Raw genomic sequence first — 14,512 nt, forward strand, 5'->3', positions numbered from 1 at the left:
AATCCGACGAAGTCGCCGAAAGCCCGCCGCGCGTAGGCGTAGGGGCCGCCCGTGCGGGGGTAAGCGCGGGCCAGGCGGGCGAACACCAGAGCCAGCAGGATCGCCCCGGCCGCGGTGAACACCCAGGCGACGAGGCTGATCGGCCCGAACGCGGCCAGCGCGCTGGGCAGCAGGAACACGCCCGACCCGATCATGTTGCCCACCACCAGGGCCGTGGCCATCCACAGCCCCAACCTCCGGCGGGCCGGTTGAGCGCTCATGTTGCGCCTCCTTCTCCTCGGCGGCTCGATCGCCGCCCTTCGACCTGATCACTGCGGACCCGGGCCGGGCGCCGGGCTTCGGCCTCCGGATCGGTGGACAAAGGTCCCGTTCCGCACCGGCCGTCGTTCCTCGGCCCGGCGCGCGCGGCGTCAGTCGTAGGGGCGGACGACGGCGACGGGGCAGCGGGCATGGTGGATCACGCCGTGGCTCACCGACCCGAGCGGGATCGATCGTCCCCGGGACCCCACGACGACCAGGTCGGCGCTCTGTGAGGCCAGGGCGAGCTTCTCGACCGGATGGCCGATGACGACGTCCTCGACGATCTTGACGCCCGGGTACCGCTCCCGCCACGGCGCCAGGGACTCGGCCATGCGGCTTCGGAACATGTCGGCCGCGATCGGCCACTCCACTCGCGTCTCGATGGCCAGGGGCGAGGGAGGCCACGCGTACAGGACACGCAGCCGGGCATCACGGGCGGAGGCGACGGCGAAGGCGTGGTCGAGCGCCGGCGCCGGGTCCTCGACCAGGTCCATGCCCACCACGACCTCGCCCGGAGTGCCGTCGACCGGTCCACGGACCACAACCACCGGGCCGGGGAAATGCCCGGCCAGGCGCAGCCCCGTGGAGCCCAGCAGCAGCGAGGCGAACCCGCCCCGCCCGCGATGGCCGACCACGACCTCACCGGCCTCGTCGGCGTACCGCCGCAAGCCCGCCGCCACACTCCGGTCATGGACGAGCATGGTCTCTACGCGAAGCTCCGACCGCCGCTGCAGGGCGAGGGCCCGCCCGTCTCGCAAGATCTGGTCTCCCGACTCCACGAGCGCCTCGGCGATGCCGTCGGTGGTGTGTCCCGGGATGTCCAGGGCGGGGGTCTCCACGACGTGGAGGATGCGCAGGGTCTTGCCAGAGAGTGCGGCCTCATCCGCGGCCCAGCCGATGGCGCGTCCGGACGAGGCGGACCCGTCGACTCCGACGAGGACCGTCGTTCGTTGCGTGGACATGTGCTTCTCCTCTGAGGGGTGTCAGTGAGGGGCATCGGACGCCAGCGGCGGCAGGAGGAGCAGCTCATGCGCCCGGCGCGCCGTCGGCGTCGTGCCGTCGCCGGGGGCGTCCAGGGGGGTGCCCTCCAGGGCGGCTGCCAGCAGGCGGGCCGCCTCGGTCAGCGCGGCGACCTGCTGCTCCAGGACCGCGACACGGTGCTCCAACGCCAGAACAGGGGGGCCGGTGATGGTGATCTGCTTCGCCATCGCGAAGCTCCTTTGGGTCGGTGTGCCGCCCGATGACGGACACGGTGCCGATTCCAGCGTCAGTTGCCCGACCACGCGGCGCGTAGGGACTTTCGTCACGCCGCCCGTCGCCGTACGGCCCGCCCCAGGCCCAGGCGCCTGCCCGCGCTGCCGGACGTCCCCGTGCTCTCTGAAGCCGAAGGCCCCTTTTGTTCTGGACCGATGCCCCTCGTCGGGAGGCGGCTGTGGAGTCAAGGCTGATGGTGAACGAACCGGTGGAGAACGCTAGGACGAGGTGGAGAAGACATGAACGCAGACCGATCACTTGTGTCGTTGTCGGCTATGACGGCTGTCCGCAAGGAGGCCCCCGACGTGCCGGTGCGGGGGTACTGGAGCGTGGACAGGCGGCCGCCAGGCTGATCGCGGCGGGCCAGAGCACGGACTCGGATCGGTCAGTCACGCGGTGGGTACGGCACGCGCCCTGCCCGGTACCCGTCGAGTGATGGGAGCAGCTCGTGCATCTCCTCGGCCAGGGACGGCGAGATCGAGTGGACCACCTCCTGCCGCAGGAGGTTGAACATCCTGGCCGCCCGGCGGGCGCCTGCGTCACCGGCGCCGTCGACGTGCAGTTCCTCGTTCACGGCGGTGAGCAAACGCCAGGTGCGCATCAGCCGGGCGGGTGCGGTCACCTCGTACCCTCTGCGCGCCTTGTGGTCGTCGCGGATAACGACGGTCATGCGCGATGGGCGGGGCACCGAGGTGTGCCTCTCGTGGTGATCGTGTGGTTCTGTCGGGCGGTCACTGCCGCACCTTCTTCCCGTCGTGTCATGGCCGTTGCCGTCGCAGCCGCTTGTCCGCGGCCACCACGAGGCCGGCCACCCACGGCGAAGACGACCGCGGCCAGCGCGAGGATGCCGACGGTCAGGATCTTGCTGAACTCGGCGAGCTTGCGCGTCAGCGGCGTCACCAGAGTCTCCGCGGCACCGACCGGCCAGTGGACCTCACCGGGCTCGGTCTCCGCGCCGGTTGCGATCGCGACCCCGCCGCCGTCCGGCCGGGCCGTTCGGTCCTTTGGCCGGAGGCGGCGCCCCCGCTGGTTCAGGTGGTGGGCGGTGCGGCAGGTGCGGCTTCCTTGAGGAGTTCGTCGATGCCGTCGCGGATCCCCGTGCAAAGGGTCTCCAGGTCGGGGACGGCGTCGTGGTCGCCGGTGAGCCCGAACCACAAGGCGCCGTCATAGGACACGATGCCGATCGAGATGCGCAGTCCGGCAGTGATCGGTATGTAGGGATCGATCTCCAGCATCCTGCGTCCCATCACGTACAGCGGGAACGGCGGGCCCGGGACATTGGTGACGATCGTGTGGATCAGCGGCTGGCGCAACCTCAGCGCGGTGTGGGCGGCCGCGGCCAGCAGGCCGGGTGCGGCGCCGGCGAGCTTGACGAAGGCGTCCAGGCCGGCGGCCCGGTTACGGCTCTTCAAGCCGTCCATCTGCTCCCGGATGAGGTGCAGGCGCCGGAGCGGGTCGGATTCTCCGCACGGCAGGTCCACCGGCACCGCCGAGACCCGGTTCGACGGAACCCCGCGCTCGCCGGCCGACCGGACGGAGACCGGCACCATCGCCCGGACGATCGAGTCCTCGTCCATGACGCCGCGAGTCTCCAGAAGGTCGCGGAACCCGCGGGCCGCGGCGGCCAAGGCCACGTCGTTGACCGACCCTCCGAATGTGCGCCTGATCCGGTCGATTTCGTCCATCCCGGCGTACGTCCGGGTCCAGCGCCGGCGTTGTCCTGTCGGGCCGTTGAGCGAGGACGCGCCGGAGCCCATGAGCCGCGTCGCGTAGCCGGGCACCGCGCCCACAGCGGTGACCGTGTCGCGCAGGGCGGGCAGGAACAGTCGACTGGCTTGCCGTCCGAAGGCCTTCAGCGTGTCCGCGATGCCGTCGCGCAGGACGGTGGCGGCGGGCGGTTCGGGTTCGGGCGTCCACACCCGGGGCTCCGCGGGCGTCCAGCCGGGATCGGTGTCCAGGAGCACGGCCAGCAGGTCGATGCCGGCCAGCCCGTCCACCATGCAGTGGTGCACCTTCGAGATCATCGCCCAGCGGCCGCCCTCCAGCCCGTCGACAAGCCACACCTCCCACGGCGAACGGGCGAGGTTCAGCGGCGGGCCCAGGATGCGGCCCGCCAGCTCGCACAACTCCTCCGGCCCGCCGGGAGGCGGAGCGGCCGCATGCAGGACGTGGTCGTTCATCGCGAAGTGCTGATCGTCCACCCAGACCGGGTGCGCGAGGTGGAACGGGACGGTCCGCACACGCTGCCGGCAGCGCGGCGCGAGCCGGAGCCTGTCGAAGATCTCCCGCACGAGGTCCGGGTAGTCGGGTGCGGGACCCTCGAAAACGGTCACCGTCCCGATCTGAAGCGGTGTGGTGTCGTTCTCGGCGAAGAACATCCCCGCGTCCAGCGCGTTCATCCGCTGCATCATGCACCCCCTGCGTGAGGTCTCGCTTCGAGGCAACCCCGGCGCGGATCGCCGTCCCAGCGGCGTTCGCCCCGCGACCGGGGGACAAAGGTCCCCGCGAGCGGCGCGGGACCGGCGCAGCGACTCAGACGGCCGGCCTCGCCAGGGGGGTTGACCCGCTGGGTGAAAGTTCGTCGGCGACGGTCGAAGCCCAGGCCTCGATCTCCGCCCAGTTCCGGTAGTCGCCGTAGCGCACTCCCAGCGCCCTGCAGACCAGGTGTCCGGCGAAGGACACGTGCTCGCGCTGGAAGACACCCGAGAAGAGCCGGTGTTCGCGGGCGTCGACCCTCGCATGAAGCTGGTCCGCCAGCACGGTCTCCTCCTTGGGGCCGAAACCGCGCCAAGGGCCGCGGAGTGCGGCGGGCATCCCCACGCTGAACAGCCATACCGGGCGACCGGCCAGAACGCCGTGCTGGCCTGCGACGAAGTCGCCTGCCTCGGCCAGCCATGCGTGGCTGTGGACGGCGCTGCCGAGCACGAATCCCTCGTATCCGGCGGCGTCCTTCACCTCGTCCATGGGGCGGACGTCGGCGCCGATGCCGTGTTCGGCCAGCACCGCGCCGATCCGCTCGGCGATGCTGCGGGTGGACCCATGCGCGGTCGCGTATCCGACCAGGATCGTCATGTCCTCACCTCCGGACGCGAAGATGGGCCTACCTCACCGGCCGAAGCCGACCGCCGACGAAAGGTCGTTCAGCCGGCGGTCGCGCGGAGGGGAACCTGCGGTGGAGACCGCTGATCCGCAGGATCTTCGCCATCTGCGGACGGACACCGGTCAGCGTCACCGCACCGCCGTGGCGGCGGGCCAGCTTGTCGGCGGCGACGAACGCCGCCAGGCCGCGTGCGTCGCAGAAGGTCAGGGCCGAGACGTCGATCACGACGTCCGGACCCCGCTCATTGATCAGTACGGCCAGCTCGCCGCCGAACGCGGCGGCCGACGCGATGTCCAGCTCGCCGGAGACGATCGCACGTGGCGGACCGCCTCCGTCATTGTTCTTGATCGAGAATCTGAGCTGATCGAACTCGTTCTGCCGGGTGGCGCCCATGACGGTTCCTCCCCGTGGGCTCTTGCGTATCTCAAGGCTCTGTGGTCGTCCCGATCGCCAGTAGGGACGTTCGTCCCGGCTGTAACCCGCCAACGTCCCACCGGTGTGCGTACATCGCCGGTCTGGGTTCAGCCCCGCCGCTCTTGCATTGCCCAGTGCCGACCGGCGAACGACGTAGGGACTTTCGGCCGCATCCGTGTGCTGATCTCCTGCTTAACGTCGGGAGCGGACCTGTGAGGAGGTGCGCGATGGTTGCGTCGGCGATACGGACCGAAAGCCTGACCAAGCGTTTCGGAAGGGTGCTCGCCGTGGACGGCCTGGACCTGGAGGTCGGCCGTGGAGAGATCTTCGGCTTCCTCGGGCCGAACGGAGCGGGAAAGTCGACGACGATCCGGCTGCTGCTCGGCCTCGCCCGGCCGACGTCCGGCAAGGCGTGGATCACGGATGTCCCCGTCGGGACGTCGAGCGCGCACACCGCCACGTCGGCTACGTCGCCGGGGATGTGGCGGTGTGGCCGCAGCTGACCGGGCTGGAGACACTGACCTATCTGGGGAACCTGTCCGGGCGTGCCGACGTGCCGTTCCGCGACGAGCTCGTCGAGCGGCTGCGGTTCGATCCCGGGCTGCCGGCCCGCTCCTACTCCAAGGGCAACCGGCAGAAGCTCGCTCTGATCGCGGCGCTGATGACCCGGCCGGATGTGCTGCTGCTGGACGAGCCGACCTCGGGACTCGACCCGCTCTGGAGGCCGAGTTCCAGACGCTGGCCAAGGAGGCCGCCGGCCGCGGACAGACGATCTTCCTCTCCTCCCACATCCTGGACGAGGTCCAGGACCTTTGCCACCGCGTGGCGATCCTCCGGGAAGGCGGCTGGTCGAGGTTGCCGCACTGGACGAACTGCGCGGGCTGGGCGGGACGGTGCTGGAGGCGATCGTGGACGGCCCGCCCCCCCGATCTCGCCGGGGTGCCGGGTGTGACCGGCGTGGAGCCCATCGACGGCGGTGTGCGGGTGTCGATCACCGGATCGCCGTCTCCCGCACTGTCCCGGTTGAGCGCCTGCCCTCTGGTCCGGCTCCGCAGTCACGAGCCGACCCTCGAAGAGATCTTCCTGAGCTACTACGAGGCGGAGAGATGAGCAGGGCCATGCCTGTGCGCCGGGCCGTTGCGCGACCGCGCACGGAAGAGCACCGTCCTGCGGACGCACGGGTCGCGTGGTTGACCGCCCGGCTGATCCGGCGCGGGGTGGGCTGGCTCGCCATCGCCATCGCCGTCTACGTCACGGTTGAGGTCGTCACCTACCAGCGGACCTATCCCGACGCCGCCTCGCGGCAGAAGCTCGCGGCGCTGTCGGAAGACCCCGCCGTGCGGATGCTGCAGGGCGTCCCGCACGCCGTCGAGACGCCCGGCGGTTTCGTCGTCTGGGACGCCGGCTGGATGCTGGCCGCGGTCGCCGGCATCTGGGCGATGCTGGCGGCGGGCCGTTTACTGCGCGGAGAGGAGGAGTCCGGCCGCGCCGAACTCGTCCTGGTGGCGCCGGTACGTCCGTCCCGTGTCGTGCTGGTGCAGTCGGGCGTCCTTGCGGGCGCGGCGGTCGTGGCGGGGGCCGCGGCGGCCGTCCCTTTGGCGCTGATGGGGACGGGTGCGGCGGGCTCGGCGCTGTTCGGGCTCGGGCTCGCCGGCTTCGCCGCGACGTTCGCGGCGGTCACGGCGGTGCCCGCGCAGATCTTTCAGGTGCGGCGCCTCGTGACCATGGCTTCGGCCGCCGTCTTCGGGGTCCTGTTCCTGGTCAGAATGGCCGCCAACAGCGCCGACTCACGCGGGTGGCTGCGCTGGCTCACCCCGTTCGGCTGGCTGGATGATCTTCACCCGTACAGAAACCCGATCGGGCCCGCGCTGAACTGGCGTGATCCGGTTCTCGCCGTCTCCCCGTTCCACCACCTCGCGAACGTCCCGGCGGAACCGTTCGATATCGTCGCCGCAGTCAACATGATCGCCGTGGCGGCGCTGCTAACCATGGCCGGGCACTGGCTCTTCGAGCGCCGGGACCTCACCGGCGATTGAGCGGCCGGTGACGACGGATGTGGCCGCGAGGGGCGTGGAAGATCAGGGCGCCGGGCAGGATCGGGAGCCAGAAGCTGAGGATCCTGTAGAGCAGGACGGTCACGACCGCTTCGGTCGGGCCGGTCCCGAGGGCGACCAGGGCCAGCGCGAAGAGGGGCTCGACGATGCCCAGGCCGCCCGGGAGGGGACCGAGAAGGCGCAGGGGGATCAGCAGGAGATATATCGAGGCCAAGGTGGCCGGGGAGAGCGGCACGTTCATCGCGTGGCCCACGGCCAGGAAGGTCAGCGCCGAGCAGGTGGTGACCAGGGAGTTGCCGGCGAGGAGCGCGATGAGGCGCTTGGGTCTGCGCAACCGCTGGGACAGTCCCGCCGCGGCGGCCTTCAGCGGCGGGATGACCTCCGCCCGGCGGCGCCACAGGAGGGCCGTGCCGAGAAGCACGACTGCCGAAACGGTGAGGATCAGGGGCCCGGACCACGCCGGCGAGCGCGGCGATCCCCACCCTTGTGCGGCGGCGGACACCAGCGCCAGAACCAGTGCTATCAGATGGACGAGCGCCCCGGTCAGTCTCGTGAGCGCGACGGTCTGGGTGGCTTCGTGTGGTCCGGCCCCATGGTCGCGAAGGTAGGCGCCCAGAACGGCGTCGCCGCCCCGGCCGGTCGGATGCTGGCGGGAGGCGTAGGACGCGGCGACCTGGCGCACGTAGGTGCGTCCGAAGGCCAGGTCGTGCAGGGAGGCGCCCATCAAAGAGAGCGCGCCCGCGGCGTAGGAGGCCGCCACCAGCAACGTGGCCGCTAGGAGCCAGCGTGTTTGGGCGCCGGCGAGGACCGTCATCGGGGAGCGCAGGCCCGTGATTCCGATGAGCGCGTGGTAGGTGACGTATCCGGCGAGGACGAGCAGCAGCAGGAACCAGGGCCGGGACGGGATTCGCGACAGCGGCCGAGGAGCGACGCGGGTGGCGCCCGCACCGGTCAGCACCATGCGCAGTTCATCGAGGAGGAGCGGGTGTTCTCGCAGCATCGTCCGTGTGGAACCCGCCAGAGCGAGGGGCTGCAAGTAGGGTGCGGCGGCCCCGGTGGCGGAGAGCCCGAGCACGTTGACCGCGGCCTGGACGGACCGTTGCGGGCCGGTGACGAGGGCCGTGGAGACAAGGAGTTCGGCCACGTCCTGGGCCCGTCGGCCGTCGCCGGCGGCGTCCTCGGCGAAACCGAAGTCGACGAGCACGGGACGGCCGTCCGTACCGACGAGGACGTTCGCCAATCGCAGGTCGCGGTGGGCGATGCGCGCCGCGTGGAGTAATGCGACCTCCGACCACAGGCGGCGCAGGCAGGTGTCGTCCAGCGACTGGACGGCGCGGCCGTCGGTCTCGATGGCCTCCTCGACGAGGATCCAGGTACCGGGCCCGGCGGGCGCCACGCCGATGACGGCGGGGACACGTGCGCCAGTCGCGGCGGCGCGCATCAGCATGTACGCCTCGTGCTCCACCTGCCGCTTGGGGCTCGCCATCGGCGTCTCGTCCTCGACCTCGCGGTACAGCAGGAAGCGGGCCGCTTTGAACAGCAGGTCCGCGTCCCGCTGGTCGCGGCCGAGCGCCTTGACGAAGGCGGTGCGGCCATCGGCGGTGACGGCGGTGAACGGGACCGAACCGCGCGCGTCTGCCTTGAGCGGTTTGACGTCGGCTTCCGCCAGGCCGCAGCGGGCGAGTCCGGTGGCGACCCGTGCCGGCGGCGGGATGTGGTTCGGTGTGCCGCGTACGAGGTGGACGGCACCGCCGATCGCCCACCCGAGCGCGGCCCCCGCGACGACGTCCAAGGGGAAGTGGGCGCCTACGTAGACGCGGCCTACCGCCACGGCGACCGCGACGGTCCACAGCATCCACCGGACCGGGCGGCGGACGTGCGCGGCGGCGACCGTGGCCAGGGCGGCGGCGACGGCGGCGTGGCCGGAGACGAACCCGAGGCCGCCTTCGTGCGCGCCGCGAAGCACGACCTCCGACAGCAGCGCCCCAGGCCGGCCGCGGTCGGCGAGATCCTTGATCAGTTTGGCGAGCAGCCAGGCGGCGGTGCCTCCGAGGGCCAGGTCGGCGGCGAGCCGGACCCGGCGGGCGGCCAGGGCGGCCGCCGCCGTCGCCGCGACCGCGCCGAGGGCACCGGTCTGCATCACGATGTCGACCGGCCGGAACAGCCAGCCGGGCAGGTGGTTGACGAGACGGAAGACGCCGGCCTCCGTGCCCAGCAGGAGCCCGTCCGCGGCGAAGATCGCCAGGGACGAGCAGACACCGAGTCCGGCCAGGACACGGATCACATCGGCCGGATGCCGTGCCGTGGCGGGCGACTTCGGCGGGAACAGCGCGAACCGGGATTCCCGCAGGCCGGGACGTTCGGGCCGTCGCTTGCGGAGGATCCGCGGAGACGCCCGCTTCACGTGGTTCCTGGACCGGGCGGCGAGCCTGGCCGACTCAGCCGTGCCGATGACGCGCCGCGCCGCCGCCAGCGCCTGCTTGTGTGTGGTGGCCGCAGTGGTCATGGCGAGCAGACGGGTTGCGTCGTCGTTCAGCACTTCCGGTGCCGTGTCGGTCTCCGCGCGTCCCCAGCCGACGATCCAGGGACGTCCCCGCTCGTCGATCAGGATGTTCTCCGGCGTGAGGTCGCGGTGCGCGATGCGGTCTGCGCGCAGCGCGGCGTACTGCCGCCACAGATCGTCCAGCGTGTCCCGAGTGAGCTCCTCGGTCGCGGTGAGAGGACGGGCGCCATCGACATGGTCCATCACCAGTGCCCAGCCGCCGGGGCCGGACTCGGTCACGAACCGGATGGCCGGGACGCGGGCACCGGCCCGCCGGGCGCGCATGAGCAGGTACCCCTCGTGTTCGGCCAGGTGCTTTGCGGTGGCGAACGGAGGTTCGCCCGGCCTGCGGCGCCACAAGCGGCCCAGCCGGTGCAGTGTGTCTGCGTCGCGCTGGTCACGGCCCATCACCTTGACGAAGAGCCGTCCGGTGGAGGTGGTCACGGCGAAGGGCACCGCATGCCGAAGATCGCCCTGCACCTCCTGGACGTCCGTCACCGTCGATCCGTGGCCGGCGAGCATCTCCCGTACCGCCGCGAGCCGGGGACGGTGCCCCGGCGTCCCGGCGATGAGAAGCGCCGCCGCACCCACCGCCCAGCCCAGGGCCGCCCCGCCGAGCGCGTCCAGCGGGAAGTGCGCCCCCACATAGACCCTGGCGGCGCCCACGGCCGCGACCACGAGCCACAGGAGGCGCCGGTACGGACGCGGAAGATACGCACTGGCGACCGTGACCAGCGCGGCCGCCACGGCCGTGTGCCCGGCGACGAAACCCGTGCCCAAGGGCGTCGCGTCGGCCCGGAGCGCGACATCGTCCAGCAGCGCGGCGGGCCGCGGTCGCCCGGCCACGTCCTTGAGGATCTTGGCCAGGATCCACGCGAGCATCCCGCTCCCGCCCAGCGTGACGGCCAGGCGGAACCGGCGGAATGCGGCGGCGGCCACCATCGCGGCTGCGGTGGCGCCGAACCAGCCGGCCTGCATGACCAGCCATACCGGCGGCTCGATCGCGTCGGGAAGGTCGTTCACCAACCGGAAAAGGTCGATGTCCCAGCCGGGGACGCCCCGGCTCGACGCGACCAGCACCGCCAGGAAGGTCAGCGCGAGCGCCAGCCGGACCGCGTCCATCGGGTGGCGGGACGCGGTCCGGCGGGGCTTCGCGGCGGTGGCCGGGCGAACCCATCGCCACCACGACCACAGCACCCCGCCCGCCGGCAGGTAGACCAGGTAGGTGAAGAACCGGAACAGCAGAACGCCGGCCGCGGCTGCGGGCAGGTCCGCCCCGGTGAGGTTCAGCCCGCCGATCAGCGCCAGTTCGAGCACGCCCGCGCTGCCCGGGGTGAGCGGGATGACCGTCACCTGCCGCGCCACCGTGTACACGGCGAAGGCCTCCAGGACGCCCACCCGGGTGGTGCCCGCGGCCTGCAATGACAGGTAGAGCACCGCGAAAACGCAGGCGTGGTAAGCGATGGCGGACAGTGTCAGTGCCGGCCACCGGCCGCGAATCAGCTCCCGGGCCTCGCCCTGGAACCGCGCCACATCAGCGGCATGGTCGTCCACTTCGCGGTGCAGCAGCCGCAGGATGGGACGGGCCGCGCGGTATCCGGAGGCCACGACGGTGGATGCCGCGCGATCGCTCCAGAGCATGACGCCCGTAAGTGTGACGAGCACGACGGCCAGGCCCAGCCCCAGGACTCCAGCCCCGCGGATCCCCGGAGGAACGTCGGATACCAGGGCGAGCAGGCCCAGCGCGAGCAGCGGCAGGGTCAGCCGTGTGACGACGTTCCAGAGGCCGGTCACCAGCACCTGCAACGCGATCGGGACCGCCCGGAAGCCGAGTTCCCGGGACATCGCGACGTTCAGGGCCGCCCCGGCGGCGCCTCCGCCCGGCAGGGCGTAGGAGACCGCGGTGGTCACCACGTTGATGACCGACGCGGGGACGATCCTCAGGCCCGGAAGCGCCGCGCTGAGACCGGCGGCCGACGCGAGCACCGACAGCGCCGTGAGCGCCGACAGCAGGACGAGCTCGGGCGCGCTCACCCGTGTTCGCAGGATCTCGGCGACCTTCTCCAGGTCGACGAAACCGGGCAGGATCTTGCCGAAGATCGCGGCGACCACCAGCAGGGCCAGGACGCGGCCGAACCACGTCCGGGCACGTCCCCGCCCTACCCCGCCACCGTTGGTCTCCGATGAGCCGGCGAGGCCGTCTTCGGCCACCCGCGTGGTCATGCGTTCACCTCAGGGCGTCGAGGGTGGTGAGGGAGTAGCCGGCGTCACGGAGCCCGGTGATGATCGCGGGGAGCGCGTCGGCGTCCAGGGTGGTGCCGTCGTCGGGATTGGCGCCGACGTGCATCAGGACGATCATCCCGGGCGTCTTGGCGGCCAGCACGCGAGCGGTGACCTTGGCGGCGGTGACCTGCGTCCTAGCCGTCGCGTCGCTGATCTTGGTGAAGTCGGGGTGGGTGTTGCTGCGGTTCCCGATGCGGAAGCCCGACCCGGCCAGCAGGTTGGAGTAGATGGGAAAGCCGCGGGCGAAGTCGCCGACCGGGGAGAAGGTGGCGGGCACGTTCTCGCGCTGGAGGGTGGTGCGGATCGAGGCGACGCCGGAGGCGTCCCAGGCGCCGTCGAAGGTCAACGCGGCCACCTTCGCCGTGGTGGGGACCTTGGTGAAGTTCTTGCCGCGGAGCGTGGACGGCACGGCGGCGGGTGGTCCGGGGATCCAGGCTTGCTGGTCGGTGGTCCAGGTGGTGCCGGTAATGGCGCGGCTCCATAGCGCGCCGTCGCGGCCGCGGCCGACCGACACGGTCTTGCCGCCGGCGAAGGTGTCGGTGCCGGTCACGGCGACCGCGGGTGCCGAGCGGGCGGTCAGGCCGAGGGCGGTCCAGCCGCTCCAGCCGGTCCCGGGGGAATAGGTCTTGGTCTGAAGCCGGTCGGAGGCGTCGCGGACGAACACCTCGACGCGACCGCCAGCGTGCCCGGCCGCCGCGGGTGCAGCCGTGATGACCAGGTCGTCGACCTTGGTCCAGGGCTGCCAGGTTCCGTTCACCCGGATCCGCTCCCACAGGTGCCCGTCCACGCCGCGTCCGTACACGTGCGGACTGCCGCCGGCGAAGGCGACGGCCGGGCCGCCGATCAGGCGCCCGGCCACATTGAGCGGGCTGGACCAGGCACCGTCAACGAACCGCCGGTACAGCACGTTCTCCGTGGAGGCTCGGTAGGCGACGTCGAAGCCATTGCCGCTCGGCCAGCCGGCCGCGCCGGGGGTGTAGGTGGGCACGTCCACGGCCGCCGCGCCGCGTGTCGTAGCGACGGTGTGCGCCACGGCGGGCGCGGTCGCCGTCACCAGCGCCGTGGGGAGCAAGACAGCCGTGGAGAGCGCTGCGATGCGCCGCATCTTGATTCACCGTCCTTGATGGGGACTTCAGCGTCCCCCGCCGCGGTCGGCCAGGGCAGTGGACGAAGGTCCCCCGGCCGAACGCTGAAGGGCTCGTGCCCCTCGTCGCGCATGGGCCCGTCAACGCGTAGGCCTGTCGTGGAGCATCTCGTGGCCGTGGCGTGCGAGCGTGGTCCGCATGTTCATCCGCAAGGCGATGTGTTCCGGGGTCCACCCGATCGCACCTGGTGATCGGCGGGCTCAGGCGGTGGTGGGCGTTCCGGCCCGGAGCCGGTTGCGCCGTAGCATCCGCTGAATGTCGCCGGTGGTGATGATGCCCAGCAGCCGATGGTCAGAGGCCACGACCGCGACGAGGTCACCCACAACGGGGGGCAAGTGAAACAGCGTGATGACGGGGACGTCCGGGCCGACGACGCGCTCCGAAGGCAGCGGGACGCTGAGATCCCCGAGCCGAACGCGGGCGTCTCGGGGCTGTACGAGCGCCAGCCGCTCCACCGTGACGGCGCCGATCGGATCGCCGGTCACGTTCACGACCAGGAAGACAGACTGCCGTGACCGCAGCGCGACGCCCTCGATGAACGTGCCCGCGTGCTGCCAGGACCAGCCGTGGTCGGGATGCGGCGCCATGATGTCGGTGGCCCGCAGACCTTCGGCGGCCTCGCGCAGATCCGTCCAGCGCTCCTCGGCCCGCGCGGAACCGGCGATGAACCATCCGACCAGAGCAAGCCAGAGCCCGCTGAGGAAGCTCACCAGGAGAACGACCACCAGCCCGCCGACGATCATGGCCCCGCCCAGCATCCTCCCGGCGCGGGCGGCGGTACGGTTCGCGCCGGCCTTATCCCCGTGCCTGCGCCACAGCACCGCGCGCAGGATACGGCCGCCGTCCAAGGGAGCGCCCGGCAGCAGGTTGAACACGGCGATGAGCCCGTTGGTCGCCGCGATCCAGCTCAGTGACGCGATGACGGTCGCCGGGACGCCGAGCGCGGCGCCGGTCGCGGCGAACCCGGCGAAGGCCGCTGCCGCCGCCGCGCTGGTCAGCGGGCCGACGCCGGCGATGCGCAGGTCTGCGCGCGCGTTGGGCGGTTCGTCGGCCAGCTCCGCGACGCCGCCCAGCATCCACAGTGTGACGGAGCCGACCCTTACGCCGTGCCGCCGGGCGACGAACGCGTGTGCGAGCTCGTGCGCGGCGAGTGAGGCCAGGAACAGAGCCGCGGCCACCGCCGCCACCGCCCAGCGCGTCCCGGTGGACGCCGCCGGATCGGCCGCGGGGAGCACCGACCGGGCCAGGATGTCGGTGATCAGCACCATGATCACCAGAACCGACCAGTGTATCCCGAACGGGATTCCCCGGATCGTTCCCAGTCTGAAGGTCTGTTTCATCGCGCACCTCCCGCGGCACCTCCAGGCTCGCCCCGCGTCAGGCGCGCCATCAGGGCCGAATTGCCCTGTCCAGCAGAGGC

Annotated in this window: 13 protein-coding genes and 2 pseudogenes; 3 read left to right on the top strand and 12 right to left on the bottom strand. The window is 71.7% G+C overall.

What is annotated here, in order from left to right; genetic code table 11:
- Nucleotides 1-2: 2 nt before the first annotated feature.
- The 8 genes and pseudogenes from AB0C35_RS26185 to AB0C35_RS26220 form a co-directional block, all read right to left on the bottom strand.
- A pseudogene (locus AB0C35_RS26185) lies at nt 3-260 on the bottom strand (amino acid permease); the annotation flags it as partial.
- Nucleotides 261-410: 150 nt separating this feature from the next.
- Nucleotides 411-1,262 (bottom strand): universal stress protein, encoded by an 852-nt coding sequence (locus AB0C35_RS26190; protein ID WP_358460757.1) that lies wholly within the window; start codon nt 1,260-1,262, stop codon nt 411-413.
- A 21-nt stretch (nt 1,263-1,283) separates the two neighbouring features.
- On the bottom strand, nt 1,284-1,508 hold the full coding sequence (locus AB0C35_RS26195) for a hypothetical protein (protein WP_358460760.1): 225 nt from the start codon (nt 1,506-1,508) through the stop codon (nt 1,284-1,286).
- 431 nt (nt 1,509-1,939) lie between these two features.
- Nucleotides 1,940-2,224: a hypothetical protein gene (locus AB0C35_RS26200; protein ID WP_358460763.1), complete on the bottom strand. Its 285-nt coding sequence runs from the start codon at nt 2,222-2,224 to the stop codon at nt 1,940-1,942.
- Nucleotides 2,221-2,454 carry a hypothetical protein gene (locus tag AB0C35_RS26205; RefSeq protein WP_358460765.1) on the bottom strand — a complete coding sequence of 78 codons (234 nt, stop codon included), beginning with the start codon at nt 2,452-2,454 and terminating at the stop codon, nt 2,221-2,223. Before AB0C35_RS26205 ends, AB0C35_RS26200 begins: the two co-directional genes overlap by 4 nt.
- Before the next feature lie 131 nt (nt 2,455-2,585).
- Nucleotides 2,586-3,953, bottom strand: coding sequence for a wax ester/triacylglycerol synthase family O-acyltransferase (locus AB0C35_RS26210; RefSeq protein WP_358460768.1), 1,368 nt, complete (start codon nt 3,951-3,953; stop codon nt 2,586-2,588).
- 133 nt (nt 3,954-4,086) lie between these two features.
- Complete coding sequence (locus AB0C35_RS26215) at nt 4,087-4,626, bottom strand: flavodoxin domain-containing protein (RefSeq protein ID WP_358460771.1); 540 nt, start codon at nt 4,624-4,626, stop codon at nt 4,087-4,089.
- Between the two features lie 28 nt (nt 4,627-4,654).
- Entirely contained in the window at nt 4,655-5,047 is a 393-nt protein-coding gene (locus AB0C35_RS26220; protein ID WP_358460774.1) for an STAS domain-containing protein, read from the bottom strand.
- Nucleotides 5,048-5,295: 248 nt separating this feature from the next.
- Here AB0C35_RS26220 and AB0C35_RS26225 point away from each other — a divergent pair.
- Nucleotides 5,296-5,735: pseudogene (locus tag AB0C35_RS26225) on the top strand (ABC transporter ATP-binding protein); the annotation flags it as partial.
- On the opposite strand, the gene AB0C35_RS26230 reads toward AB0C35_RS26225, so the two are convergent.
- Entirely contained in the window at nt 5,684-5,887 is a 204-nt protein-coding gene (locus AB0C35_RS26230; RefSeq protein WP_358460953.1) for a hypothetical protein, read from the bottom strand. The pseudogene AB0C35_RS26225 and the gene AB0C35_RS26230 overlap by 52 nt on opposite strands.
- Before the next feature lie 3 nt (nt 5,888-5,890).
- Between AB0C35_RS26230 and AB0C35_RS26235 the strand changes: the two genes are divergently transcribed.
- Both AB0C35_RS26235 and AB0C35_RS26240 read left to right on the top strand, forming a co-directional pair.
- On the top strand, nt 5,891-6,178 hold the full coding sequence (locus AB0C35_RS26235) for a hypothetical protein (protein ID WP_358460956.1): 288 nt from the start codon (nt 5,891-5,893) through the stop codon (nt 6,176-6,178).
- An 80-nt stretch (nt 6,179-6,258) separates the two neighbouring features.
- Nucleotides 6,259-7,104 (top strand): ABC transporter permease subunit, encoded by an 846-nt coding sequence (locus AB0C35_RS26240; protein WP_358460777.1) that lies wholly within the window; start codon nt 6,259-6,261, stop codon nt 7,102-7,104.
- Here the strand turns inward: AB0C35_RS26240 and AB0C35_RS26245 are convergent.
- The 3 genes from AB0C35_RS26245 to AB0C35_RS26255 all read right to left on the bottom strand — a co-directional run bounded on the left by AB0C35_RS26245 (nt 7,091) and on the right by AB0C35_RS26255 (nt 14,432).
- The gene (locus AB0C35_RS26245; RefSeq protein ID WP_358460780.1) at nt 7,091-11,887 is read right to left on the bottom strand and encodes a lysylphosphatidylglycerol synthase domain-containing protein; all 4,797 of its coding nucleotides are present in this window, start codon (nt 11,885-11,887) and stop codon (nt 7,091-7,093) included. The two genes, AB0C35_RS26240 and AB0C35_RS26245, sit on opposite strands and share 14 nt — an antisense overlap.
- A 4-nt stretch (nt 11,888-11,891) precedes the next feature.
- On the bottom strand, nt 11,892-13,052 hold the full coding sequence (locus AB0C35_RS26250; RefSeq protein WP_358460783.1) for a polysaccharide deacetylase family protein: 1,161 nt from the start codon (nt 13,050-13,052) through the stop codon (nt 11,892-11,894).
- A gap of 240 nt (nt 13,053-13,292) precedes the next feature.
- Nucleotides 13,293-14,432: a site-2 protease family protein gene (locus tag AB0C35_RS26255; RefSeq protein ID WP_358460786.1), complete on the bottom strand. Its 1,140-nt coding sequence runs from the start codon at nt 14,430-14,432 to the stop codon at nt 13,293-13,295.
- Nucleotides 14,433-14,512: the final 80 nt, after the last annotated feature.

This window comes from Spirillospora sp. NPDC048819 (genome assembly GCF_040650055.1).
Lineage (GTDB): Bacteria > Actinomycetota > Actinomycetes > Streptosporangiales > Streptosporangiaceae > Spirillospora.